This is a genomic window from Streptomyces lydicus (assembly GCF_001729485.1).
GTDB classification, from domain to species: domain Bacteria; phylum Actinomycetota; class Actinomycetes; order Streptomycetales; family Streptomycetaceae; genus Streptomyces; species Streptomyces lydicus_D.
In genome coordinates this window covers 6,646,311-6,668,973 of record NZ_CP017157.1, presented here as the reverse complement: position 1 = coordinate 6,668,973, position 22,663 = coordinate 6,646,311, and the positions used below count along the sequence as shown (strand labels likewise).

The 22,663-nt window shown below is 72.1% G+C and carries 15 protein-coding genes; 1 reads left to right on the top strand and 14 read right to left on the bottom strand.

Annotation, left to right across the window (positions count from 1 at the left end; translation table 11 throughout):
- Nucleotides 1-31 precede the first annotated feature (31 nt).
- The 8 genes from SL103_RS28800 to SL103_RS28765 all read right to left on the bottom strand — a co-directional run bounded on the left by SL103_RS28800 (nucleotide 32) and on the right by SL103_RS28765 (nucleotide 10,200).
- Nucleotides 32-2,599 carry an ABC transporter permease gene (locus tag SL103_RS28800; RefSeq protein WP_069571895.1) on the bottom strand — a complete coding sequence of 856 codons (2,568 nt, stop codon included), beginning with the start codon at nucleotides 2,597-2,599 and terminating at the stop codon, nucleotides 32-34.
- 37 nt (nucleotides 2,600-2,636) lie between these two features.
- Complete coding sequence (locus SL103_RS28795) at nucleotides 2,637-3,437, bottom strand: ABC transporter ATP-binding protein (protein ID WP_069571893.1); 801 nt, start codon at nucleotides 3,435-3,437, stop codon at nucleotides 2,637-2,639.
- A 212-nt stretch (nucleotides 3,438-3,649) separates the two neighbouring features.
- A complete protein-coding gene (locus SL103_RS28790) occupies nucleotides 3,650-4,351 on the bottom strand; it encodes a helix-turn-helix domain-containing protein (protein ID WP_069574214.1) in 702 nt (233 codons plus the stop codon).
- A gap of 155 nt (nucleotides 4,352-4,506) precedes the next feature.
- The gene (locus tag SL103_RS28785; RefSeq protein WP_069571891.1) at nucleotides 4,507-5,373 is read right to left on the bottom strand and encodes a carbohydrate ABC transporter permease; all 867 of its coding nucleotides are present in this window, start codon (nucleotides 5,371-5,373) and stop codon (nucleotides 4,507-4,509) included.
- 2 nt (nucleotides 5,374-5,375) lie between these two features.
- Nucleotides 5,376-6,293 carry a carbohydrate ABC transporter permease gene (locus tag SL103_RS28780; RefSeq protein WP_244304072.1) on the bottom strand — a complete coding sequence of 306 codons (918 nt, stop codon included), beginning with the start codon at nucleotides 6,291-6,293 and terminating at the stop codon, nucleotides 5,376-5,378.
- Nucleotides 6,290-7,654, bottom strand: coding sequence for an extracellular solute-binding protein (locus SL103_RS28775; RefSeq protein WP_069571889.1), 1,365 nt, complete (start codon nucleotides 7,652-7,654; stop codon nucleotides 6,290-6,292). The genes SL103_RS28780 and SL103_RS28775 overlap by 4 nt, the downstream gene beginning before the upstream one ends.
- 80 nt (nucleotides 7,655-7,734) lie before the next feature.
- Nucleotides 7,735-8,415, bottom strand: coding sequence for a response regulator (locus SL103_RS28770; RefSeq protein WP_069571887.1), 681 nt, complete (start codon nucleotides 8,413-8,415; stop codon nucleotides 7,735-7,737).
- Between the two features lie 120 nt (nucleotides 8,416-8,535).
- The gene (locus SL103_RS28765; RefSeq protein ID WP_079146035.1) at nucleotides 8,536-10,200 is read right to left on the bottom strand and encodes a sensor histidine kinase; all 1,665 of its coding nucleotides are present in this window, start codon (nucleotides 10,198-10,200) and stop codon (nucleotides 8,536-8,538) included.
- 144 nt (nucleotides 10,201-10,344) lie between these two features.
- Between SL103_RS28765 and SL103_RS28760 the strand changes: the two genes are divergently transcribed.
- Nucleotides 10,345-11,775: a cation:dicarboxylate symporter family transporter gene (locus tag SL103_RS28760; RefSeq protein WP_069571885.1), complete on the top strand. Its 1,431-nt coding sequence runs from the start codon at nucleotides 10,345-10,347 to the stop codon at nucleotides 11,773-11,775.
- Between the two features lie 94 nt (nucleotides 11,776-11,869).
- Here the strand turns inward: SL103_RS28760 and glgB are convergent, their stop codons facing one another.
- From glgB to SL103_RS28730, 6 genes are all read right to left on the bottom strand, one after another.
- On the bottom strand, nucleotides 11,870-14,062 hold the full coding sequence (glgB, locus tag SL103_RS28755; protein ID WP_208870065.1) for a 1,4-alpha-glucan branching enzyme: 2,193 nt from the start codon (nucleotides 14,060-14,062) through the stop codon (nucleotides 11,870-11,872).
- A 195-nt stretch (nucleotides 14,063-14,257) separates the two neighbouring features.
- Nucleotides 14,258-15,766 carry a maltokinase N-terminal cap-like domain-containing protein gene (locus tag SL103_RS28750; RefSeq protein WP_069571883.1) on the bottom strand — a complete coding sequence of 503 codons (1,509 nt, stop codon included), beginning with the start codon at nucleotides 15,764-15,766 and terminating at the stop codon, nucleotides 14,258-14,260.
- A 323-nt stretch (nucleotides 15,767-16,089) separates the two neighbouring features.
- The gene (gene treS / locus SL103_RS28745; protein ID WP_069571881.1) at nucleotides 16,090-17,841 is read right to left on the bottom strand and encodes a maltose alpha-D-glucosyltransferase; all 1,752 of its coding nucleotides are present in this window, start codon (nucleotides 17,839-17,841) and stop codon (nucleotides 16,090-16,092) included.
- Nucleotides 17,838-19,841 (bottom strand): alpha-1,4-glucan--maltose-1-phosphate maltosyltransferase, encoded by a 2,004-nt coding sequence (locus SL103_RS28740; protein WP_069571878.1) that lies wholly within the window; start codon nucleotides 19,839-19,841, stop codon nucleotides 17,838-17,840. The genes treS and SL103_RS28740 overlap by 4 nt, the downstream gene beginning before the upstream one ends.
- Nucleotides 19,842-20,345: 504 nt before the next feature.
- Nucleotides 20,346-21,914 (bottom strand): sensor histidine kinase, encoded by a 1,569-nt coding sequence (locus tag SL103_RS28735; RefSeq protein WP_244304071.1) that lies wholly within the window; start codon nucleotides 21,912-21,914, stop codon nucleotides 20,346-20,348.
- The gene (locus tag SL103_RS28730) at nucleotides 21,911-22,576 is read right to left on the bottom strand and encodes a response regulator (RefSeq protein ID WP_069571876.1); all 666 of its coding nucleotides are present in this window, start codon (nucleotides 22,574-22,576) and stop codon (nucleotides 21,911-21,913) included. The genes SL103_RS28735 and SL103_RS28730 overlap by 4 nt, the downstream gene beginning before the upstream one ends.
- Between the last annotated feature and the right edge of the window lie 87 nt (nucleotides 22,577-22,663).

The window sequence follows — 22,663 nt, the reverse complement described above, 5'->3', positions numbered from 1 at the left end:
GGAAGGCCCGCCGCCGTCGCGTGCGCCCCGGTCACTGGGCGCCGATGGCCTCCAGCATGTTCAGGCGGGCCGCCCGGCGGGCCGGCCAGGCGGCGGCGAGGACACCGACGACCAGGGCGATCGCCAGGAAGATGCCGAGCCGGTCCCACGGCAGGAGCATCTCGTACGTCGGCAACGAGGTGGCCGTCATCTTGCCGCCGGCCCAGGCCAGGAAGATGCCCACGCCGATGCCGAGCACCGCGCCGAACAGCGAGATGACCACCGATTCGAGGCGCACCATCTGCTTGATGCCGGTGCGGGCCAGCCCGATCGCGCGCAGCATCCCGATCTCACGGGTGCGTTCGAAGACCGACATGGCCAGGGTGTTGACCACACCGACCACCGCGATGATCACGGCCATGCCGAGCAGTCCGTACATCATGTTCAGGACGGTGTCGATCTGGCCCGCGTTCTCCTTGCGCAGGTCGTCCTTGTCCTGCACCTTCAGCAGCGGGCTGTCGCCGAGCGCCTTGCGGATCTCCTTCTCCAGCCCGTCGCTGGTCCCGTTCGCGGTTTTGACCAGGACCTTCTCGTCCTTGAGGGGCTTGCCCGCATGCGGGTCGACGAGCGTGGTGGCGCCGAACATGTCGCCGACGGTGGCGTTGTCCTCGTAGACGCCGGCGACCTTGATCCGGGCCATCTCCTTCTTCTCCGTGCCGGTGAAGAAGCCGAGCTCGTGGGTCTCGCCCGTCTTCCAGCCCAGCTTCTCGGCCCTGGAGCGGGAGACCGCGATGCCGCCGTCGTGCACGGCCGCCAGCGATCCGCTGCGGAAGGTGAGGTCGGCGACCTTGCCGATGTCGGCGAGGTCGGTGCCGGTGAGCGAGCCGTAGCCGCCGTTGGTCTCGAAGGCGGCCGAGCGGATGGGCACCGCCGCCGAGACGCCGGGCAGGTGCGCGGCCTTCTTCGTCAGCTCGGGGTCCAGGCCGCGGAAGTTGGCCGTGCTGACCTGGTAGTCGGCGGTCAGGCCCTGGGCGGACATCTCGTCCGAGGCCCGCTGCGCCGACAGGCCGGCGACCGTCATGCCGGTGATCAGGGTGAGGCCGATCATCAGGGCGGAGGCGGTGGCGGCGGTCCGGCGCGGGTTGCGCAGCGCGTTCTCCTTGGCCAGCTTGCCGCTGATGCCGAAGAGCCGGGTGGTGACCTTGCCGGCCAGGCCGACCAGCGGCCGCGACAGCAGCGGAGCGAGGATGATGACGCCGGTCAGGGTCAGCGCGGAGCCCGCCATGGCGGTCATCAGGCCGCTCTCCTCGGCGGTCTTGAGGGTGGAGACATACAGCATGATCGCGACGCCGACGGCGGTGACCACCGCGCCGATGGTGTTGCGCAGGACCAGGCCGCGCAGCGCGGGCGCCGCGTCCACCGTGTTCAGTGCCTCGACCGGGGCGATCTTCGCGGCCTTGCGGGACGGCAGCCAGGCGGACAGCACGGTCACCAGCACACCGACGGCAAGGGCGGACAGCACGGCGGCCGGCGTGATCACCAGCGGGCCGTCGGGGAAGCCCGCGCCGTTGGCGTCGAGCACCGCGCGCATGGTGACCGCGATGCCGGTGCCCAGCGCGAAGCCGACGACGGAGGAGACCAGGCCGAGCAGGGCCGCCTCGGCCAGCACCGAGCGCACCACCTGGCGGCGGGAGGCGCCGATCGCCCGCATCAGGGCGATCTCACGGCTGCGCTGGGAGATCAGCATGGTGAAGGTGTTGGCGATGATGAAGATGCCGACGAACAGGGCGATGCCGGCGAACACCAGCAGCGTCTTGCTCAGCGCCTGGTTGCTCATCTCGACCATCTTGGCCTGCTCGGCGGCGAGCTTGCTGCCGCTGGTCGCCGTCGCGCGGTCCTTCGGCAGCAGCTTCTCGACCGCGGCGGTCAGCGCCTTCTCGTCGGTGCCGGGCTTGGCGGTCACCACCAGTTCGTCGTACTGGCCGGGGTGCACGAACAGCTTCTGGGCGGTGGCGGTGTCGAACAGCGCCAGGCTGCCGCCCGCGGTGACCTGAGGGTCCTCGGAGTGGACGATGCCGACGAGCGTCTTGTGCAGGGCCGGTCCGTCGGTGGCGAAGCGCACGCTGTCACCGACCTTCAGGCCGGCCTTCGCGGCCGCGCCCTCGTCCAGCGCCATCTCGCCGGCCGAGGCTGGGCCGCGGCCCCGGACGAGCGGGTAACGGCTGTCCTTGCCACCCGCGCCCGGCTGGTAGTTGGTGGCCACGTTCTGCCAGTCGTTGCCGATCGGCTGGTTGTCCTTGTCGGCGATGGTGGCCCGTCCGCTGACGTTGGCGTGGACGGCGGCCACGCCGGGCAGCGCGCGGACCCGGTCCGCCAGCTTGTCGTTGAGGGCGGTGGTGCGGTGGCCGTTCTCTTCCTGGGGCGGCCCGTCGGACGTCGCCTGCACGGAGACGGCCACGTCCCGGAAGCTCTTGGCCGAGGCTTTCTTGACGGCCTCGCCGACGGTGTCGCTGAAGACGAGGGTGCCGGAGACGAAGGCGACGCCGAGGAGGACCGCGAGGGCGGTCATCATCAGACGGGCTTTGTGCGCGAGGACGTTGCGCAGCGCGGTACGGAACATGGTGGTGGAGTCCTGAGGTGGAGGTCGGCGGCGGGCGTCAGCTCGTACGGTGCTTGGCGTCGAACAGCCGCATCCGGTCCAGGACGGCGTCGGCGGTCGGTTCGTAGAGCTCCTCGACGATGCGGCCGTCGGCGAGGAAGACCACCCGGTCCGCGTGGGCGGCGGCGACCGGGTCGTGGGTGACCATGACGATGGTCTGGTTCATGGCGCGTACCGACTCGCGCAGGAAGCCCAGCACCTCGGCGCCGGAGCGGGAGTCGAGGTTGCCGGTCGGCTCGTCGGCGAAGATGATCTCCGGCTGGGCGGCCAGCGCGCGGGCCACCGCCACGCGCTGCTGCTGGCCGCCGGAGAGCTGGCTGGGCCGGTGCTTGAGCCGCCCGGACAGGCCGACGGTCTGGATCACCCTGTCCAGCCACTCGCGGTCGGGCCGGCGGCCCGCGATGTCCATCGGCAGCGTGATGTTCTCCAGCGCGGTGAGCGTCGGCAGCAGGTTGAACGCCTGGAAGATGAAGCCGATCTTGTCCCGGCGCAGCCGGGTCAGCTGCTTGTCGTTGAGCGAGGCGAGTTCGGTGTCGCCGATCCGCGCCGAGCCGCCGGAGATCGTGTCCAGCCCGGCCAGGCAGTGCATCAGCGTGGACTTGCCGGAGCCGGACGGGCCCATGATCGCGGTGAACCGGGCCTTGCCGAACTCGACCGAGACGGAGTCCAGCGCGACGACCCGGGTCTCCCCCTGGCCGTAGACCTTGCTCAGATCCGTCGCGCGGGCGGCGACGGCGGTGGCGGCGCGGGGGGAGGTGGAAGAGCCGGGAAAGCCCGGGACGGCGGCCGCGTGGGACACGGGGACTCCTGGAGAGGGAACGGAAGAATCGACGTCCCCATTCTCGAATGTGCAGGTCAGCCCGGTCCTCAGCCGCAGGGACCGAAAGCGGCACCGGCCGGAAGTGCCATCGGTGCCGGCGGTGTCATCCTCTGGACGGACCCGGCTCCCACCTGCGGCCGACGGGATCTCCCGGAGCAGCCGCGGGCCGGCCATGATCCAAACGACACCCCCTAGGCGCCGAGCCGGGCCCAGAACTCCGCCAGGACGCCGTCGAGAAAGGCCCGCCCCGCCCGGCCGGACTCCTCGGTGCCGTCCCCGCCGCCCCAGTTGAGCGTAGCCGTCATGGCCGCCTGGTAGTCGGTGTGCAACTCCTGGAGCACCTGCTGGATCCGCTCCTTGGGCAGCGGTACGAGCTTGCCGACCGGCCGGACGTACGCCTGCCAGCGGGTGGTGGCGGCGCTGGTCAGCAGCTCGGTCAGCTTGCCGTCCCGGCCGGTGAAGCGCAGCAGCGCGGGCAGCGGCAGCTTCAGCGCCCCGGCGAGCGCCGCGGCCTGCCGGTCGTTGCCGCTCCACTTCCCGCCGGCCTCCAGCCGCTCGTACGCGGCCAGGTCCATGCCGATGGTCAGGGCGAGCGCGTCGGGGGCGAGGCCGAGTGCCAGGCGGTACTCGCGCAGGGTGCCCGGTGCGCCGAGCAGATCGCCGGGCGCACACCACAGGGCGCCGGCCAGCGCGGTCAGTTCGGCCTCCGTCGGGGCGCTCTCGCCCGATTCCCAGGACGCCACCGTGGCCGGCTGGATACGAATTCCGTAGGCCGCCCATATTCCGTACGCGACATGGGCGGGGGTCATTCCGAGAGCCTCCCGCAAGCGGCGGGCGGCCTCGGCGTCGAAAGGGGGCCTGCGCGGCTCTCCGGCTTGCGTGTTCACCGGCACACGGTAGGTGACGAGGTGGCTTCGCACCTATCGTGCGGATACCCAAGGATGGAAGTCGTAGGAAGCTACTAGCCGGCCGGTTTTCCTCGGCCACGGTGCGGCGTTTTTGCGTCAAGTGGCCGCTGACCGGTGAAAACTGCTCCCGTGGACGTTCCCTAACCCTTCACCGCGCCGCCCAGCGCGAATCCCCCGCCCAGCCGCCGGGAGATCAGGACATAGAGCAGGACGACCGGTGTCGAGTACAGGATCGAGAATGCCGCGAGTTCACCGAAGGCGATGGCCCCGTAATTGCCGAAGAAATTGAAAATGCTCACCGAAGCGGGAAGTTGCTCCGGGGAGAGCAACAGCATGAAGGGCACGAAGAAATTGCCCCACATCATGATGAACGTGTAGATGGCGACGACCCCGACGCCCGGGCCCATCAGCGGAAGGATCACCCGCAGCAGCGTCTGCGGCCAGGAGGCCCCGTCCGTCCACGCCGCCTCCTCCAGCGCCCGGGGCACCCCGTCCATGAAGTTCTTCATCAGCCAGATGGCGAACGGAAGTTGGGCGGCGGCCAGGAACAGCGCGGTGCCGTACCGGGTGTCGATCAGGTTGACCTGCACGAAGAGCCCGTAGACCGGGACCATCACGGCGGTGACCGGCAGACAGGTCGAGAACAGGATCGTCAGCAGGTACGGCCGGGCGAACCGCGAGCGGAAGCGGGACAGCGGATAGGCGGCCAGCGCGGCGCAGACGACGGTCAGGGCGGTGGCGCCGCCGCAGATCAGCAGGCTGTTGAGCATCGGCGTGAAGGTGATCTCGTCGGTCAGCACCGCCGAGAAGTTCGTCAGCGTCGGTGTCTTCGGCAGCCGCACCCGCAGCGTCGCCCCGGCGTCCAGCGACGACAGCACCAGCCACACCAGCGGGGTCGCGAACGCCGCCGCGACGAGCAGCAGTCCGGCGTCGGCGGCCAGGCGCCGGCGGAGCCCCCTGCGCGGAGCGCGCCGGAGCGCCGGGGGCCGGTGGCGGGGCAGCGGCACGGTCAGACCTCCTCGCGCATCAGGCGCAGATAGACCACCGAGAACACCGCGCCCACCAGCAGCAACAGCAGCGCCACCGCGGTGCCGTAGCCGATCAGCGACTTCAGGAACGCCTGGTCGTACATGAACACCGGCAGCGTCTGGCTGCGGTTGCCGGGGCCGCCGCGCGTCATCGCCCAGATCAGCCCGAAGACGGAGAGCGTCTGGAGGGTGTTGAGCATCAGATTGGTGCCGATGGAACGGCGGATCATCGGCAGCGTGATGTGCCACAGCCGCCGCAGCCCGCCCGCGCCGTCCACCTCGGCCGACTCGGTCACCTCCGGGGGGATCGCGGAGAGCGCCGCGGAGTAGATCAGCATCGAGAACGCGGTCCCGCGCCAGACGTTGGCGAACGACACGGCCATGACGGGCAGCGTGAACAGCCAGTTCTGGGTGGGCAGATGGAGCCAGTCCAGCACCGCGTTGAGGGTGCCGCGCCGCTCGAAGAAGGTGTACAGCAGGAAGCCCGCGACGATCTCCGGGAGCACCCAGGCGGTGATCACCATCGCGCCGGTCAGCGACCGTACGGGCCGCGAGGCGCGCCGCATCAGACCGGCCAGCGCCAGGCCCAGGGTGTTCTGCCCGAGGATCGAGGAGAGCACGGTGAAGACCAGGGTCAGCACCACCGCGTTGCGGAACGCCGGGTCGCCGAAGGCGCGGCGGAAGTTGGCCAGCCCGACGAAGGACGCCGACGCCTGGCCGGTCAGCTGGGTGTCGGTGAAGGCGATGAAGACGCAGTAGCCGATCGGGCCGGCGAGGAAGAGCAGCAGCAGGACGGTGGCGGGGGCGAGCGGGGACCAGCGCAGCAGACGCGTGCGCAGCGGGGCGCGGCGCGCTGCCCGGGGGAGCGCCGGGGCCTTGCCGGCGGCGCCGGCCGTCATGGCTTGGCGACCGTCCTGCCGTCCACGGCGGTCGCCAGCGCCGCGTCGTAGTCCTTGGCCGCCTTCTCCGGGGAGGCGTCGCCGGCGGTGACCGCCTCCATCGCCTCCCCGATCGCCGCGGCGACCTTCGGGTACTCCGGCAGCGCGGGACGGTACTGGCTGATCTTGACCAGTGAGGTGAAGAAGCCGATGCCGGGGACGGACCTCAGATAGCGCGGATCGGCCGCCACGTCCTTGCGGACGGCTATCTGCGCGCCCCGTACGCACCACTCCAGGGCGTTCTTCCTCGACTGGAAGGTCTGGATCAACTTCCATGCCAGGTCGGGCTGTTGGGACTCCTGCGGCACCGACCACGTCCAGCCGCCGGCCAGGCTGACCCGGCCCGGTGGCCGGCCGTGCTGGGTCGGGAACGGGGTCTGGCCGAGCGTCGTCGACCAGGCGGGCCAGGGGTTGCCGCCGCCCGTCTTCTGCCACTGCTGACCGAGCCAGGAGCCGTCGAGGTCGATCGCGAGCTTCTCCTCGGGGAGCAGCTCGGCGGCCACATTGGTCTGGATGTTGGGGCTGAGCGCGTCGGAGACGTCGGGCCCGAGCTTCTCCTTGTAGACCGTGTCGAGGAAGCCCAGGCTGTCCTTGAAGCCCTTGGTGCCGGTGACCCACTTCCTGCTCGCCGGGTCGTAGAGCTGGTTCTCGCCGGTGCCGTACAGCAGCATCTCGAAGCCCTGCATGACGGCGGCCTCGCCCGCGCCCTTGCCGGTGAAGACGTTCAGCGGGATGACGCCGGGCACCCTGCGCTTGACGGTCCGGGCCGCGTCCAGCACCTCGTCCCAGGTCTTCGGCCGCCATGTCGCGGGCAGCCCGGCCTTCCGGAAGATCTTCTTGTTGAACCACAGCCCGCGGGTGTCCGTCCCGTCCGGGACGCCGTACGTCTTCCCGTCCTGCCCGCGGGCCGCGGCCTTCGCGGCCGGTTCGAACTGCCGCCAGTCGTCCCAGGCGTTCACGTGCGCGTCCAGCGGCCGCAACAGCCCGGCCTTGATGTCGGAGTTGACCAGGAAGGTGTCCTCGTAGACCAGGTCCGGCGCCGTCCTGGGGGAGCGCATCATCTGCTGGATCTTGGTGTAGTAGTCGTTCTCCGACGCCTGGATCGGGATCAGCCGGACCTTCTTGCCGGGGTTGTCCTTCTCGAACTCCCTGGCCACCAGCCGGATGTAGTCGTCCCGGACGGTGACCTTGGCGTTGGTGTCCTTGATGAAGGCGACCTTGACGGTGTTCCGGTCGTCGCCGGACCCGCTGCCGCAGGCGGTGAGCGTACCGGCCGCCACGACGGCGACGGCGAGCAGGATCAGCGGAGCGGTGGGGCGCACGGCACGACCTCCAGCGACTTACCACGGTCAACTAGCCACGGCGTACTGTCCGCTGAAAGTAAGTCACCGATCACACCGGGTCAATGGCCCGACCACCGGTAGCGCAGTTCGGGCCGGCCGACCTGGCCGTACTGCGGGGCCCGGGCGGCCCGGCCGCTCTCCACGAGGTGTTCGAGATAGCGGCGGGCGGTGATCCGGGAGATGCCCACGTCGGCGGCGGCCTCGGTCGCGGTCAGCCCGTGCCCGGCGGCCCGCAGCACATCGGTCACCGCCCGCAGGGTCGCCGCGGTCAGCCCTTTGGGCAGCGCGGCCGGACGCGGTGCGCGCAGCGCGGCGATCGCCCGGTCCACCTCGTCCTGCCCGCTGGCCTCCCCGGTGGTGGCGCGGAACTCGGCGTACCGGGTGAGCCGGTCGCGCAGCGTGGCGAAGGTGAACGGCTTCAGCACGTACTGCACCACCCCGAGCGAGACGCCCTCGCGCACCATCGTCAGGTCGCGGGCCGAGGTGACCGCGATGATGTCGGCGGTGTGGCCGGCCGCGCGCAGGGTGCGCACCAGCTGCAGGCCGTGCCCGTCGGGCAGGTAGAGGTCGAGCAGCAGCAGGTCGACGGGGTGCTGGTCGAGGTGGCGGCGGGCGTCGGTCATGGAGTGCACGGTGCCGGACACGCTGAAGCCGGGCACCCGCCCCACGTACAGGGCGTGCGCGGCGGCGGCCACCGGGTCGTCCTCGACGACCAGGACCCGGATACCGGAGGTGCTCACCGGGCACCTCCTCTCGCGGCCGGGCACTCAGGGCGGGACTCTCTCATGCCGAAGCCTCGCTCCGCTCGGCCTCGCATTCGCTCGGCTCGCACCTTTCCATGATTCGCTCGCTCCGCTCTCTCATGCCGCAGCCTCGCTCCGCAGCGGCAGCCGTACCGTGAAACACGCGCCGCCCTCCGGTGCCGGGTCCAGCGCGACGGTGCCGCCGTTGCGCCGTACGGCCTGCTGGACGAGGGCCAGGCCCAGCCCGTGGCCGTGGCCGGTGGTGGACTGCTTGGTGGTCCAGCCGCGCCGGAAGATCTCCTCGGCGGCGTCCGCGGCCACCCCCGGGCCGTTGTCCGCCACCCGCAGCAGCAGCTCGCCGCCGGCCGCCCGCGCGGTGACCCGCACCCGGGGCGGCTCCGGGGGGAGGTGCCCCGGGCCGGGGGCCGCGGCCTCGATGGCGTTGTCGAGCAGATTGCCCAGCACCGTCACCAGGTCGCGGGCCGGCAGCCCGGGCGGCAGCAGCCCGTCATCGATCCGGCTGTCGGGCGTCAGGACCAGCTCGACGCCGCGTTCGTTGGCCTGGGCGGCCTTGCCCAGCAGCAGCGCCGCGAGCACCGGCTCGGCGACCGCGCCGACGACCTGGTCGGTCAGCGCCTGCGCCAGCTCCAGCTCGGCGGTGGCGAACTCCACGGCCTCCTCGGCCCGCCCCAGCTCGATCAGCGAGACGACCGCGTGCAGCCGGTTGGCGGCCTCGTGCGCCTGCGAGCGCAGCGCCTCGGCGAACCCCCGCACCGAGTCCAACTCGCCCGACAGCGCCTGGAGTTCGGTGTGGTCGCGGAGGGTGACCACGCTGCCGCGCCGCTCGCCGCCGGAGACCGGGGCGGAGTTGACGACCAGCACCCGCTCGCCGGTCAGATGCAGTTCGTCGACGCGCGGGCCGGCCGCCAGCAGCGCCTCGGTGAGCGCCTCCGGCAGCCCCAGCTCGGTGACCCGCAGGCCCACCGCGTCGCCGGACAGCCCCAGCAGCTCCCGCCCGCCGTCGTTGATCAGGGCCACCCTGCGCTCCCCGTCCAGCATCAGCAGTCCCTCGCGTACGGCGTGCAGCGCGGCCTGGTGGTAGTCGTGCATCCGGCTGAGTTCCCGGGCGTTCATCCCGTGGGTGTGCCGCCGCAGCCGGGCGTTGACGACGTAGGTGCCCGCCCCGCCGAGCACCAGCGCCGCCGCGGCCACCCCGACCAGTGCCAGGACCTGGTCACGCAGCTGCTCGCTGATGGTCTCGATGGTGATCCCGGCGCTGACCAGCGCGGTGATCCGGCCGCCCTGCCGCGGGTCGTGGACCGGGGCGACGACGCGCACGGACGGGCCGAGCACCCCCATGTGGGTCTCCGGGAAGACCTTGCCGTGCAGCGCGGGGCCGATGTGCCCGAGGTACTTCCTGCCGATCGCGGACGGCTCCGGGTGCGTCCAGCGGATCCCGCCCGGCGTCATCACCACCACGAAATCGACGTGCGCGTCGTGGCGCAGCCGCTCGGCGTACGGCTGGAGCACGGCCGTGGGGTCCTTGCCGCGGACCGCCGCGACGACGGCGGGGGAGTCGGCGACGGCGGTGGCCACCGCCGTCGCCTGCCGGGTGGCGGTCTCCGCCGCCTGCCGGCCGGCGCTGAGGTACGCGAAGACCGCGCAGCCCACGACGACCGCCGCCACCAGCACCACCTGCATGGCGAAGAGCTGGCCGGCGAGGCTGCGCGGGCCGCGCAGCCGGCCGGGCCACCGAGGCCGGCGGGGGCGGGGGAGTCGCATACAGAACAGTCTGCCCGGTCACTTTTACGTGAACGAAATGTACGCAAGGGTGACCAGCGCCACAGCGGCGTGCATAGTCGCCGGGACTTGTTGTGTGGCAGAGCCGCAGATCAGCGCACAACCGTAGACCCGAGGAGGGCAGCCGTGGCTGCACAGACAACGCCGCGTGAGGGCATCCCTGAGGAGAGCGCGCCCCGGAAGCGGGACCGGACCCATTTCCTCTACATCGCCGTCATCGTGGCGGTGCTGCTCGGCATCATCGTGGGCTTCGCGGCCCCTGGGGTGGCCGTCGAGCTCAAGCCGCTCGGCACCGGGTTCGTGAACCTGATCAAGATGATGATCTCGCCCGTCATCTTCTGCACCATCGTGCTGGGCGTCGGCTCGGTCCGTAAGGCCGCCAAGGTCGGCGCGGTGGGCGGACTGGCCCTCGGCTACTTCATGGTGATGTCCACCGTGGCGCTGGCCATCGGCCTGGTCGTCGGCAACCTGCTGGACCCCGGTTCCGGTCTCCACCTGACCGAGAGCGTGCGGCACGCGGGGCAGGCGCAGACGTCGGGCGGCGGCGAGTCGCTGTCCGAGTTCCTGCTCGGCATGATCCCCACCACCCTGGTCTCCGCCTTCACCCAGGGTGAGGTGCTGCAGACGCTGCTGGTGGCGCTGCTGGTCGGCTTCGGCCTGCAGGCGCTGGGCTCGGCGGGCGAGCCGGTGCTGCGCGGCGTCGGGCACCTCCAGAAGCTGGTCTTCCGGGTGCTGGCCATGATCATGTGGGTGGCGCCGGTGGGTGCCTTCGGCGCGATCGCGGCGGTGGTCGGCGAGACCGGCCTGGACGCGCTGAAGTCGCTGGCGATCATCATGGTCGGCTTCTACACCACCTGTCTGCTGTTCGTGATCGTGGTGCTCGGCACGCTGCTCCGGCTGGTCGCCGGGGTCAACATCTTCCAGCTGCTGAAGTACCTCGGCCGGGAGTTCCTGCTGATCCTCTCCACGTCCTCCTCGGAGTCTGCGCTGCCCCGGCTCATCGCGAAGATGGAGCACCTCGGCGTCAGCAAGCCGGTGGTCGGCATCACCGTGCCGACCGGCTACAGCTTCAACCTCGACGGCACCGCCATCTACCTGACGATGTCCTCGCTGTTCGTGGCCGAGGCGATGGGCAAGCCGCTGCCCCTCGGTCAGCAGATCTCGCTGCTGGTCTTCATGGTCATCGCGTCGAAGGGCGCGGCGGGCGTCACCGGCGCCGGCCTGGCCACGCTCGCCGGCGGTCTGCAGTCGCACCGCCCCGAACTGGTCGACGGCGTCGGCCTGATCGTCGGCATCGACCGCTTCATGAGCGAGGCGCGCGCCCTGACCAACTTCGCCGGCAACGCGGTGGCCACCGTCCTGATCGGCACCTGGACCAAGGAGATCGACACGTCCCGGGCCGCCGAGGTGCTCGCCGGCCGGATCCCGTTCGACGAGAAGACGCTGTCCGTCGACGCGCACGGTGCCGCGCACGGTGCCGCGGCGGACGAACCGGTGGCCGGCGCGGTCGCCGCACCGCGCGACGGCGGGGCGCCGAAGGAATCCGCCCGGGCCTGAAACCGGGCCGTGCGAGGAGGGGAGGAGGGGCGGGCGCCCACCGGGCACCCGCCCCTTCGGCATGTCCGGCCGCCGGGTCCGTGCCGCGCGGGGGTCAGGCGGGCCGGAGCCAGAGCGTGGCCAGCGGCGGGAGGACGGCGGTGAGCGAGGCGGTACGCCCGTTCCACGGGGTGGCCTCGGCCTTGAGGAGGTCGGGGTTGGCGACGCCCCCGCCGCCGTAGCGCGGCTCGTCGGTGTTGAGGACCTCCCGCCAGGCGGCGACGTCGTCGGGCACGCCGATCCGGTAGGCGTGGCGTACCACCGGGGAGAAGTTGGTGACCGAGAGCAGCGGGGAGCCGTCGGCCGCGAAGCGCAGGAAGGAGAAGACGTTGTCCTCGCTCGCGTCGCCGTCGACCCAGCGGAACCCGGCCGGGTCGGTGTCGCGCTCCCACAGGGCCGGAATGGCGAGGTAGCGGCGGTTGAGGTCGCGGACGAGATCCCGTACGCCGCGGTGGTCCGGCTCCGCGTCGTAGGACGGGTCCAGCAGCCACCAGTCCGGGCCGTGGCTCTCCGCCCACTCCGCGCCCTGGGCGAACTCCTGCCCCATGAAGAGGAGTTGCTTGCCCGGGTGGGCCCACATGAAGCCGAGGTAGGCCCGGTGGTTGGCGCGCTGCTGCCACCAGTCGCCCGGCATCTTCGACACCAGCGCGCCCTTGCCGTGCACCACCTCGTCGTGGGAGATCGGCAGCACGTAGTTCTCGGAGTAGGCGTAGATCATCGAGAAGGTCATCTCGCCGTGGTGGTACTTGCGGTGCACCGGCTCCTTGGAGACGTAGCCGAGCGAGTCGTGCATCCAGCCCATGTTCCACTTCAGCCCGAAGCCCAGCCCGCCGAAGCCGCCCGGCCCGACGTGGTGCGTGGCGCGGGTGACGCCGTCCCAGGCCGTGGACTCCTCGGCGATGGTCACCACCCCGGGACAGCGCCGGTAGACCGTCGCGTTCATCTCCTGCAGGAACGCCACCGCGTCGAGGTTCTCCCGGCCGCCGTGCACGTTCGGCGTCCAGCCGCCGTCCTCGCGCGAGTAGTCCAGATAGAGCATCGAGGCGACGGCGTCCACCCGCAGCCCGTCGATGTGGAACTCCTCGCACCAGTACACCGCGTTGGCGACCAGGAAGTTGCGGACCTCGGTGCGGCCGTAGTCGAACTCCAGGGTTCCCCAGTCCGGGTGCGCGGCCCGTGCCGGGTCCTGCGGCTCGTACAGCGGGCGGCCGTCGAACTCCGCCAGCGCCCAGTCGTCGCGCGGGAAGTGCGCCGGCACCCAGTCCATCAACACCCCGATACCGGCCCGGTGCAGCGCGTCGATCAGGAACTTGAAGTCGTCCGGCGTGCCCATCCTGGCGGTGGGCGCGTAGAAACCGGTCACCTGATAGCCCCACGAGCCGCCGAAGGGGTGCTCCGCGACCGGCATGAACTCGACGTGGGTGAAGCCGAGGTCCTTGACGTAGGCCGGGAGCTGGGCGGCGAGCTGGCGGTAGGTGAGGCCGGGGCGCCAGGACGCCAGGTGCACCTCGTACACCGAGAACGGCGCCTCGTGCACCGGCCGCTCACCGCGCCGGGCCATCCAGTCGGCGTCCTTCCAGCGGTAGTGCGACTCGTGCACGACCGAGGCGTTGGCGGGCGGGCACTCGGTCCGCCGGGCCATCGGGTCGGCGCGCACCGTCCTCGACCCGTCCGGCCGGGTGATCTCGAACTTGTACAGCTCGCCCTCGCCGACGCCGGGCAGGAACAGCTCCCAGACGCCGGAGGAGCCGAGCGACCGCATCGGGTGCGCGGTGCCGTCCCAGTAGTTGAAGTCGCCGACCACCCGGACACCCCGCGCGTTGGGCGCCCACACCGTGAAGCGGGTGCCGGTCACGCCCTGGTGCTCCATCGTCCGGGCGCCGAGCGCCTGCCACAGCTGCTCGTGCCGCCCCTCGGCGAACAGGTGCAGGTCCAGCTCGCCGAGCGCGGGCAGGAAGCGGTAGGGGTCGCGTACGGTCACCGGGCCGTCGCCGTAGTCGACCAGCAGCTCGTACTCCGGGACGGTGCGCAGCGGCAGCACCCCGGCGAACAGCCCGTCACCCTCCGGCACCAGTCCGGCGCGCAGGCCCTTGCCGACGACGGTCACGCTCCGGGCGTGCGGCCGCAGCACCCGGATCAGCAGCCCGCCGCGCACGGGGTGCGCGCCGAGCAGCCCGTGCGGGTCGTGGTGCGCACCGCCGAGCAGCCGGCCGCGGTCCTCGTCGGACAGCGGGGCGGCGGCGCGCACCCCACGGCCGCCGGACCCCGGGGTCGTGGCGGCGGCCTCCCGGCCGGCGGGGGGCAGCCCGGTGGAGGCGGGTGGCGCGGTCTCGGAAGGGGAGAGGCGGGAAGGGGGGCGGGCGGTCACGGCGGGGCCTCCTCGGGGCGGCGTCCTCTGCGGCGGTCGGTCGGTGGCGGTGCTGCGGCGGCTCGTCCGGTCCGCTCACCCCCGGCCGTCGGAGCCGGGGGAGCGCGCCGGGCCGGAGCCGTCCACGCCCACGGCCGGTACCCCGCCCGCCGCCAGCCGGCGGATGGCGGCCATCGGGACGGCCAGCCAGTCGGGCCGGTGCCGGGCCTCGTAGAGCACCTCGTAGACGGCCTTGTCGGTCTCGTAGGCGCGCATCAGTTCGGGCGCGGAGCGCGGGTCGAGCCCGCCGGCCTCGGCGTATCCCAGGCAGTAGGCGTCGCGGGTGCGCCGCGCCCACTCCAGCGCCCAGGGGTCCCCGCCGGCCGGCCCGCTGCGCGCGGCGTAGTCGAAGGAGCGCAGCATCGCCGCGACGTCCCGCACCGCCGGCTGCGGCCGTCGCCGCTCGGCCAGCGGGCGGGCCGGTTCGCCCTCGAAGTCGATCAGCGACCAGCGTCCCTCGTCGGCGGTGCGCAGGGTCTGCCCCAGGTGCAGATCACCGTGGATGCGCTGGGCGGCCCAGCTGCGGCCGTCGTGGCCCACCGCGGCCAGCTCGTCGAAGGCGGTGCGCAGCCGCGCCCGGTAGGGCTGGAGGACGGGCACCGCACGGGCGGTGGCCTCCAGCCGCTGGTGCATCTGCGCGGCGATCACGTCCAGCTGCGGGCGGCGCAGCTCGGTGGTCGGCAGCGTCTGGGCGAGCGCGGTGTGCACCTCGGCGGTGGCGTGCCCGAGGGCGCGCGCCGAGCCGGTGAAGTCGGCGCGCACCGCCAGCGCGTTGAGCGCCAGCTGCCAGCCGTCCGCCGAGCCCGCCAGGAACGGCTGGAGCACGCCCAGCGTGGTCGCCTCACCGCTCTCGTCGGCGGTCGCCGACTCGAACCACGCGGCGGGCGCCGGCACCCGCGCGCACTTGGCGTCCGCCAGGGCCCGCGGCAGCTCCAGATCCGGGTTGACGCCCGGTTCGATCCGCCGGAAGACCTTCAGGATGAACGAATCCCCGTAGACGATCGAGGAGTTGGACTGCTCGACGGCGATCGGCCGGGCCGGCAGCCCGGAGGGGATGTCCACGTCCGCCTCGCGGCAGAAGCGCAGGCCCCCGAGCCGCCCCGGTACCCGCAGCCGTTCCAGCAGCAGCCCGCACAGCCGGTTGTCCAGCAGCGCGTCGTAGACCGTACGGCCGCGCAGCGGACCGCCGCCCGGACGGCCGATCACCGCCGGTGCCAGCTGCGGTGCCGGGGCCGGATGCACCCCCAGCAGGAGCTGGTAGCAGTCCCCGCCGGCCGGGGTGCGGCTGGGCGGGGCGCTCTGCTGCGCCCGTACGAGCAACTGGAGCAGTCCCGGAGCGGTGCCGTCGCCGGTGCACGGCAGCAGCTCGGTGGCCGAGAGCAGCGTGAAGCCGGTGAGCAGCCGGCCCTTGCCGGCGAACCAGCGCTGGCGTGGCACCCATTCGGCGAGCAGGGGCACCAGCGAGGACAGCAGATCGGGTGCGGTGACGAGCGGTCGGCGGTCAGGGCTGTTGCGGGTGGCACGGGTCGGGGCGGTGTCCGACATGGCGTCGCGTCCTTTCCCCGGGCACACGACAGGTAGGGCAAAGTGTCCCGGAATGCGGCCTTCACTGTGCGGTGGCGCGGTGGCGGTACCCCCGTACGGAGGCGGTGCGGGTCCCCCCGAAGGGCATGGCACCGGGGGTGTCCGCGGCGTGCGCTTCCGCCGCGTGGCGGTCCTCTCCGGAGCCGGGGGACCGACGATGGCTCACCCGGCCCGTGCGGTACTAGGGAGGCTGCCCGAGCGAAAGGTCAAAAAACGCCCGTACGCGCCACGGGGCCGCGTACGGGCGGTGTGCCGGTCGCCCGTGCCCGGTCAGGGCACCGGCGTCAGGCGGGTCTCCCCGCGGTGTTCCCGCCGGTCGGCGCCGGGTTCCTGCGCAGCCGGAACCAGTAGAACCCGTGTCCCGCGAGGGTCAGCAGGTACGGAAGTTCCCCGATGGCCGGGAAGCGCACGCCGCCGATGAGTTCCACCGGATGGCGGCCGCTGAACGACCGGAGGTCCAGCTCCGTCGGCTGGGCGAACCGCGAGAAGTTGTGCACGCACAGCACCAGGTCGTCGTCCGCGCCGTCGGTGCCCGGTGCCTCCCGCAGGAAGGCCAGCACCGCCGGGTTGGTGGACGACAGCTCGGTGTAGCTGCCGAGGCCGAAGGCCGGGTTCTGCTTGCGGATCTCGATCATGCGGCGGGTCCAGTGCAGCAGCGACGAGGGCGAGCTCATCGCGGCCTCGACGTTGGTGACCTGGTAGCCGTAGACCGGGTCCATGATGGTCGGCAGGAAGAGCCGCCCCGGGTCGCAGGAGGAGAATCCGGCGTTGCGGTCCGGCGTCCACTGCATCGGGGTGCGCACCGCGTCCCGGTCGCCGAGCCAGATGTTGTCGCCCATGCCGATCTCGTCGCCGTAGTAGAGGATCGGCGAGCCGGGCAGCGACAGCAGCAGGGCCGTGAACAGCTCGATCTGGTTGCGGTCGTTGTCGAGCAGCGGGGCCAGCCGGCGGCGGATGCCGATGTTGGCGCGCATCCGCGGGTCCTTGGCGTACTCGGCGTACATATAGTCCCGCTCTTCGTCCGTGACCATTTCGAGGGTCAGCTCGTCGTGGTTGCGCAGGAAGATGCCCCACTGGCAGCCGGAGGGGATCGCCGGGGTCTTGGCGAGGATCTCCGAGACGGGGTAGCGGGACTCGCGGCGCACCGCCATGAAGATGCGCGGCATGACCGGGAAGTGGAACGCCATGTGGCACTCGTCGCCGCCGACCGCGTAGTCGCCGAAGTAGTCGACGACGTCCTCCGGCCACTGGTTGGCCTCGGCCAGCAGGACGGTGTCCGGGTAGTGCTTGTCGACCTCCTCGCGGACCCGCTTGAGGAAGGCGTGCGAGGCGGGCAGGTTCTCGCAGTTGGTGCCCTCCTCGGCGTAGAGGTACGGCACCGCGTCCAGCCGGAAGCCGTCGATGCCGAGGTCGAGCCAGAACCGCAGGGCGGAGATCATCTCCTCCTGGACCGCCGGGTTCTCGTAGTTGAGGTCCGGCTGGTGGGAGAAGAAGCGGTGCCAGTAGTACTGCTTGCGGACCGGGTCGAAGGTCCAGTTGGACGCCTCGGTGTCGACGAAGATGATCCGGGCGTCGGCGTACTGCTTGTCGTCGTCCGCCCAGACGTAGTAGTCGCCGTAGGGCCCTTCGGGATCGGTGCGCGACTCCTGGAACCACGGGTGCTGGTCGCTGGTGTGGTTCATCACCATGTCGATGATGACCCGCATGCCGCGGTGGTGCGCGGCGTCCACGAACTCCACGAAGTCCGCCAGATCGCCGAACTCGGGGAGCACCGCGGTGTAGTCGGCCACGTCGTAACCGCCGTCGCGCAGCGGCGATTTGAAGAACGGCGGAAGCCAGAGACAGTCCACCCCCAGCCACTGCAGATAGTCGAGCTTGGCCGTGATGCCCTTGAGGTCCCCGATGCCGTCGCCGTTGCTGTCCTGGAACGACCGCACCAGGACTTCGTAGAAGACGGCCCGTTTGAACCAGTCGGGATCGCGGTCCTTCGCCGGGGTGTCCTCGAACGTGTCGGGGACAGGCTCATTGACGATCAATTGGGTGACCCTCCGATCGGTGAGGACGGTCGCAGCGACAGCACATGGGCGGGCGCGAGGGAGCTGCCCGGCTCCAGGCGCACATAGTTGTCCCTGCCCCAGTGGTAGGTATCGCCGGTGAGCTCGTCGCGCACCGGGAAGGACTCGTGCCGGCCCAGGCCGAGTTCCGGCATGTCCAACGACACCGTCGCCTCGTGGGTGTGGTGCGGGTCGAGGTTGACCACCGTGAGCACCGTGTCGGCCCCCTCGCCGTGTCCCGCCCGCTTGGAGAAGGCGAGCACGGCGTCGTTGTCGACCGGGTGGAAATGCAGGTTGCGCAGCTGCTGCAGGGCAGGGTGCCGGCGCCGGATGCGGTTGAGGGTGGTGATCAGGGGGGCGAGGGTGCGCCCCTCCTTCGCCGCCGCATCCCAGTCGCGCGGCCTGAGTTGGTACTTCTCCGAGTCGAGGTACTCCTCGCTGCCGGGGCGCAGCGGCGCCGACTCGCAGAGCTCGTATCCGGCGTAGACGCCCCAGGTGGGGGCGAGGGTGGCGGCCAGCACGGCCCGGATCTCGAAGGCGGGCCGGCCGCCCTCCTGGAGGTAGGCGTGCAGGATGTCCGGGGTGTTCACGAAGAAGTTGGGCCGCAGGTAGGAGGCCGACTCGCCGGACAGCTCGGTGAGGTAGTCGGTCAGTTCCTGCTTGGTGTTGCGCCAGGTGAAGTACGTGTACGACTGCTGGAAGCCGATCTGGGCGAGGGTGTGCAGCATGGCCGGGCGGGTGAACGCCTCGGCGAGGAAGAGCACGTCGGGGTCGGTGCGGTTGATGTCGCCGAGCACCTTCTCCCAGAAGGCCACCGGCTTGGTGTGCGGGTTGTCCACCCGGAAGATCCGTACGCCCTTGGCCATCCAGAACCGCAGCACCCGCTCGGTCTCGCGGACCAGCCCGCGGAAGTCGCTGTCGAAGGCGAGGGGGTAGATGTCCTGGTACTTCTTCGGCGGGTTCTCGGCGTAGGCGATCGAGCCGTCCGCGCGGTGGTGGAACCACTGCGGGTGCAGGGTGACCCAGGGGTGGTCGGGCGAACACTGCAGCGCGAAGTCCAGGGCCACCTCCATCCGCAGGTCGCGGGCGGTGCGCACGAAGTGCTCGAAGTCCTCGAAGGTGCCCAGGTCGGGGTGGAGGGCGTCGTGGCCGCCGGCCGCCGAGCCGATCGCCCAGGGGGAGCCGACGTCGTCCGGGCCGGCCGACAGGGCGTTGTTGGGGCCCTTGCGGAAGGCGGTGCCGATGGGGTGGACGGGCGGGAGGTAGACCACGTCGAAGCCCATCGCGGCGACGGCCGGCAGCCGCTCGGCGGCGGTGCGCAGGGTGCCGCTGACGGCGGTGCCCCGTGCGGTGACGACGGCGCCCTCGGAGCGCGGGAAGAGTTCGTACCACGAGCCGAACAGGGCCCGGCGGCGCTCGACGACCAGCGGCATGGGGCGCGAGACGGTCAGCAGCTCGCGCAGCGGATGGCGGTCGAGGGCCTCGATGACCTGCGGGGAGAGCGCCGCGGCGAGACGGGTGGCGGCCGGCAGCTGCGGATCGCGCAGCGCGTCCAGGGCGGCCAGCACCGACTCCCGGCCGTCGCTCTTGGGGACGTCGGCGGCCGCCCGCTCGTGCAGCGCGGCGCCCTCGGCGAGCACCAGCTCGGTGTCGATGCCCGCCGGGATCTTGACCGAGGCGTGCTTGCGCCAGGTCGCGAGCGGGTCGGACCACGCCTCGACGGTGAAGGTCCAGCGTCCCTCGACGTCCGGGGTGACCTCGCAGCTCCAGCGGTCGGTGCCGGGCGCCCGCTCCTGCATCGGCGTCCACGGACCGCAGCGGCCGGCGGGATTGCGCAGCACCACATTGGCCGCGACCGCGTCATGGCCTTCGCGGAAGACGGTGGCCGAGACCTCGAAGGTCTCGCCCACCACGGCCTTCGCCGGGCGGCGGCCGCAATCGATCTGCGGGCGGATGTCCAGAACAGGGATGCGACCGATCATCAGCTCACCTGGCTTGTGACGCTTTGCGGGGTTTTGTCCTTTGTATCCGCTTTACGGCAGGGGGGACGGGTGCGGGCAGGGGCGCTCCAGTCCGCTTTCACCCGGCTGGCGGATGACACGGCCGGCCGGGGTCTCCCTGTTGAGCCTTCCCTGGGGTGGTGCCCGGAATTTCCGACGGAATGTGAACTACTGGTACGTAACCTCGGGTCCGCCGTGACCCGTCCGACATACGTCCGCCGGTGCGCGGGCGGCCGCGGAGCTGCGCTGACACGGTCGGCTTTCGCCTCCTCAACTCGTTGTGAACACAGCGAAGTTGCGGTGTGCGGAGGTCCGGTGTCGCGCCGGGGCCCCTCGGCGCACCCCGAGCCTCTCTCCAGGAGGGAGCCGGTACAAGAGCGCCTGAGGGGGTGGAATCGGCCATATCGGCAAACGCGGCGGTAGGGAGCGCTCCGGATGCCTTACCGCCAGTGAACTCCCCTGGTCAACAGACGAGTTGGCGGTCGCCTAGCGGCGTGGCCGGTCCCGCACCACGCGCTTGGTGGCCAGGCGGTCGGCGGCGAAGCACAGCTCGTAGGCGGCGGCGCCGTCCGGGGAGACGCCGTAGTACACGCAGGACCGGCCGGGCGGGGGCGGCGGGGTGCCGTCCGGAGGGGCGTCCAGGGCGAAGAACGGCAGGACGGACTCCACCCGGGAGCGCGGATCGCCCGGCCGCAGCCGGTCGTAGCTCTGCCGCTCCAGCACCGTCCAGGACGGGGTGAGCAGATGGCAGACGCCCATCAGCACGACCAGGGCCGCCAGCAGGGCGAACGGGACGGCCAGCGTCTGCCGGAGCCGGCGCCGCACCTGCTGCCGGGCGTGCGCCAACTCCCGCCCGGTGGCGGTGTTTTCCGGGCCGCGGAGCGGAACGGGCGGTGTGCCGCCGGAGGTCGGCAACCGGGCCGAGACCGTGAAACCGCCGTCCGGAGCGGGCCCCGCCCGCAGCGCGCCACCCGCCAGCCGCACCCGCTCGTCCAGCCCCACCAGGCCGCTGCCGCCGGAGACCGGCGTCGGCGCCGGCCCGGCCGGCCGCGCGGGGTGGGTCACGGTCACCTCCAGCTCCTCGGCCTCCCGGGTGATCCGCACCCGTACGGCCGCGCCCGGGGCGTGCTTGGCGGCGTTGGTCAGCGACTCCTGCACCACCCGGTGCAGGGCATGCCCGGTCATGGCCGGAAGTCCGTCCCCCGCGGCGTCGTCCGGCTGCTCCAGCGTCACCGCCATCCCCGAGGCGCGCGCCCGCTCCACCAGTCGCGGGACGCCCTCGCCGGCCGGCAGCCGGGGCGCGCCCTCGTCGTCCGTGCGCAGCACGCCGATGATCTCCGCGAGCCGCTCGGTCGCCGACCCGGCCGCCGCGCGCAGTTCACCGGCCGCCGCCCGGTGGTCCGCGGACAGCTCGGGGGCGAGCTCCAGCGCCCCGGCCCGCAGGGCGATCAGGGCCAGGTCGTGGCCGAGGGAGTCGTGCAGGTCGCCGGCGATCCGGGTGCGCTCGCGCAGCCGGGTGCGCTCGGCGACGGCCCGCGCCTCGCGCTCCATCCGCGCGGCGAGCTGCCAGCCGGTGCGGACCAGTTCGGCGTACTGGCGGCGGTAGCGGCCCAGCAGCCACGGCAGCACCACGTTGAGCGACAGGGTCAGCAGGAAGGAGAACCACGGCCACACCGTCCGTCCGACGACCGCGGTCAGCGGCAGCGCGCCGGCCGCGAGACCGGCGAAGCACCACAGCGCGGGACGGGCGCGCGGCATCCGGACGCCCGCCAGATAGCCGAAGGCAGCCAGCGCGGGGCTGTAGGCGACGGTGAACAGGTCCAGGGTGATCGCCAGGCTGGGTACGACCGGCAGCGCCAGCGCCACCAGCGGCCACCGGCCGCGCACCAGCACGGCCACCGCGAGCAGCGGGAACGCGGCCGCGGTCGCCCCCACGGGCGAGCCGGGCACGGCCTCCAGCGCGAGGGCCGGCGCACCGCACAGCGCCAGCCACAGGACGAGACCGGTGAGCGCCGCGTGCAGCCGCCGCCGGTCCGGGCGGGTCCGGGGCGTCACGACGCGGGGACCAGGCCCGCCTCGTGGGCGAGGATCGCCGCCTGGACGCGGTTGCGGACGCCGAGCCCGGCGAGGATCGCGCTGACGTAGCCCTTGACGGTGCCCTCGACCAGGGACAGCCGCCGGGCGATCTCCGCGTTCGACAGCCCGGCGCCGACCAGTCCGAGCACCTCCCGCTCGCGCCCGGTCAGTCCGGCGATCCGGGCTCGGGCGGCCGCGCCGCGGGTCAACCGGCCGTCGCCCAGCTGGGCCAGGACGTGCCGGGCGACGGTCGGGGAGAGGCAGGCGCCGCCCTCGGCCACCGCCCGCACGCCGGCGATCAGCTCCCGGGGGTCGCCGGACTTCAGCAGGAAGCCGGCGGCGCCGGAGCCCAGCGCGTCGGCGATGTACGCGTCCTCGGAGAACGTCGTCAGCATGACCACGGCGGTCCCCGGCACCACCCTGGCCAGCTCGGCGGCGGCGCCGAGGCCGTCCAGGCGCGGCATGCGGATGTCCAGCAGGCAGACGTCGGGGCGGTGACGCAGTGCCAGGTCGACCGCCTCGCGGCCGTCGGCGGCCTCCGCGACGACCTCGATGCCGGGCCCGGAGGTGAGGACCGCCCGCACCCCCGCCCGCAGCAGCGTCTCGTCGTCGGCCAGCAGCACCGTGACGGTCCGGCTCATCGTCCCCCCCTGATCACCCCGTGACGTGCGAAGGCGGTGTCCGGAGATCTCCGGACACCGCCCGCTCCGGGGTCACGTTACCCCGGG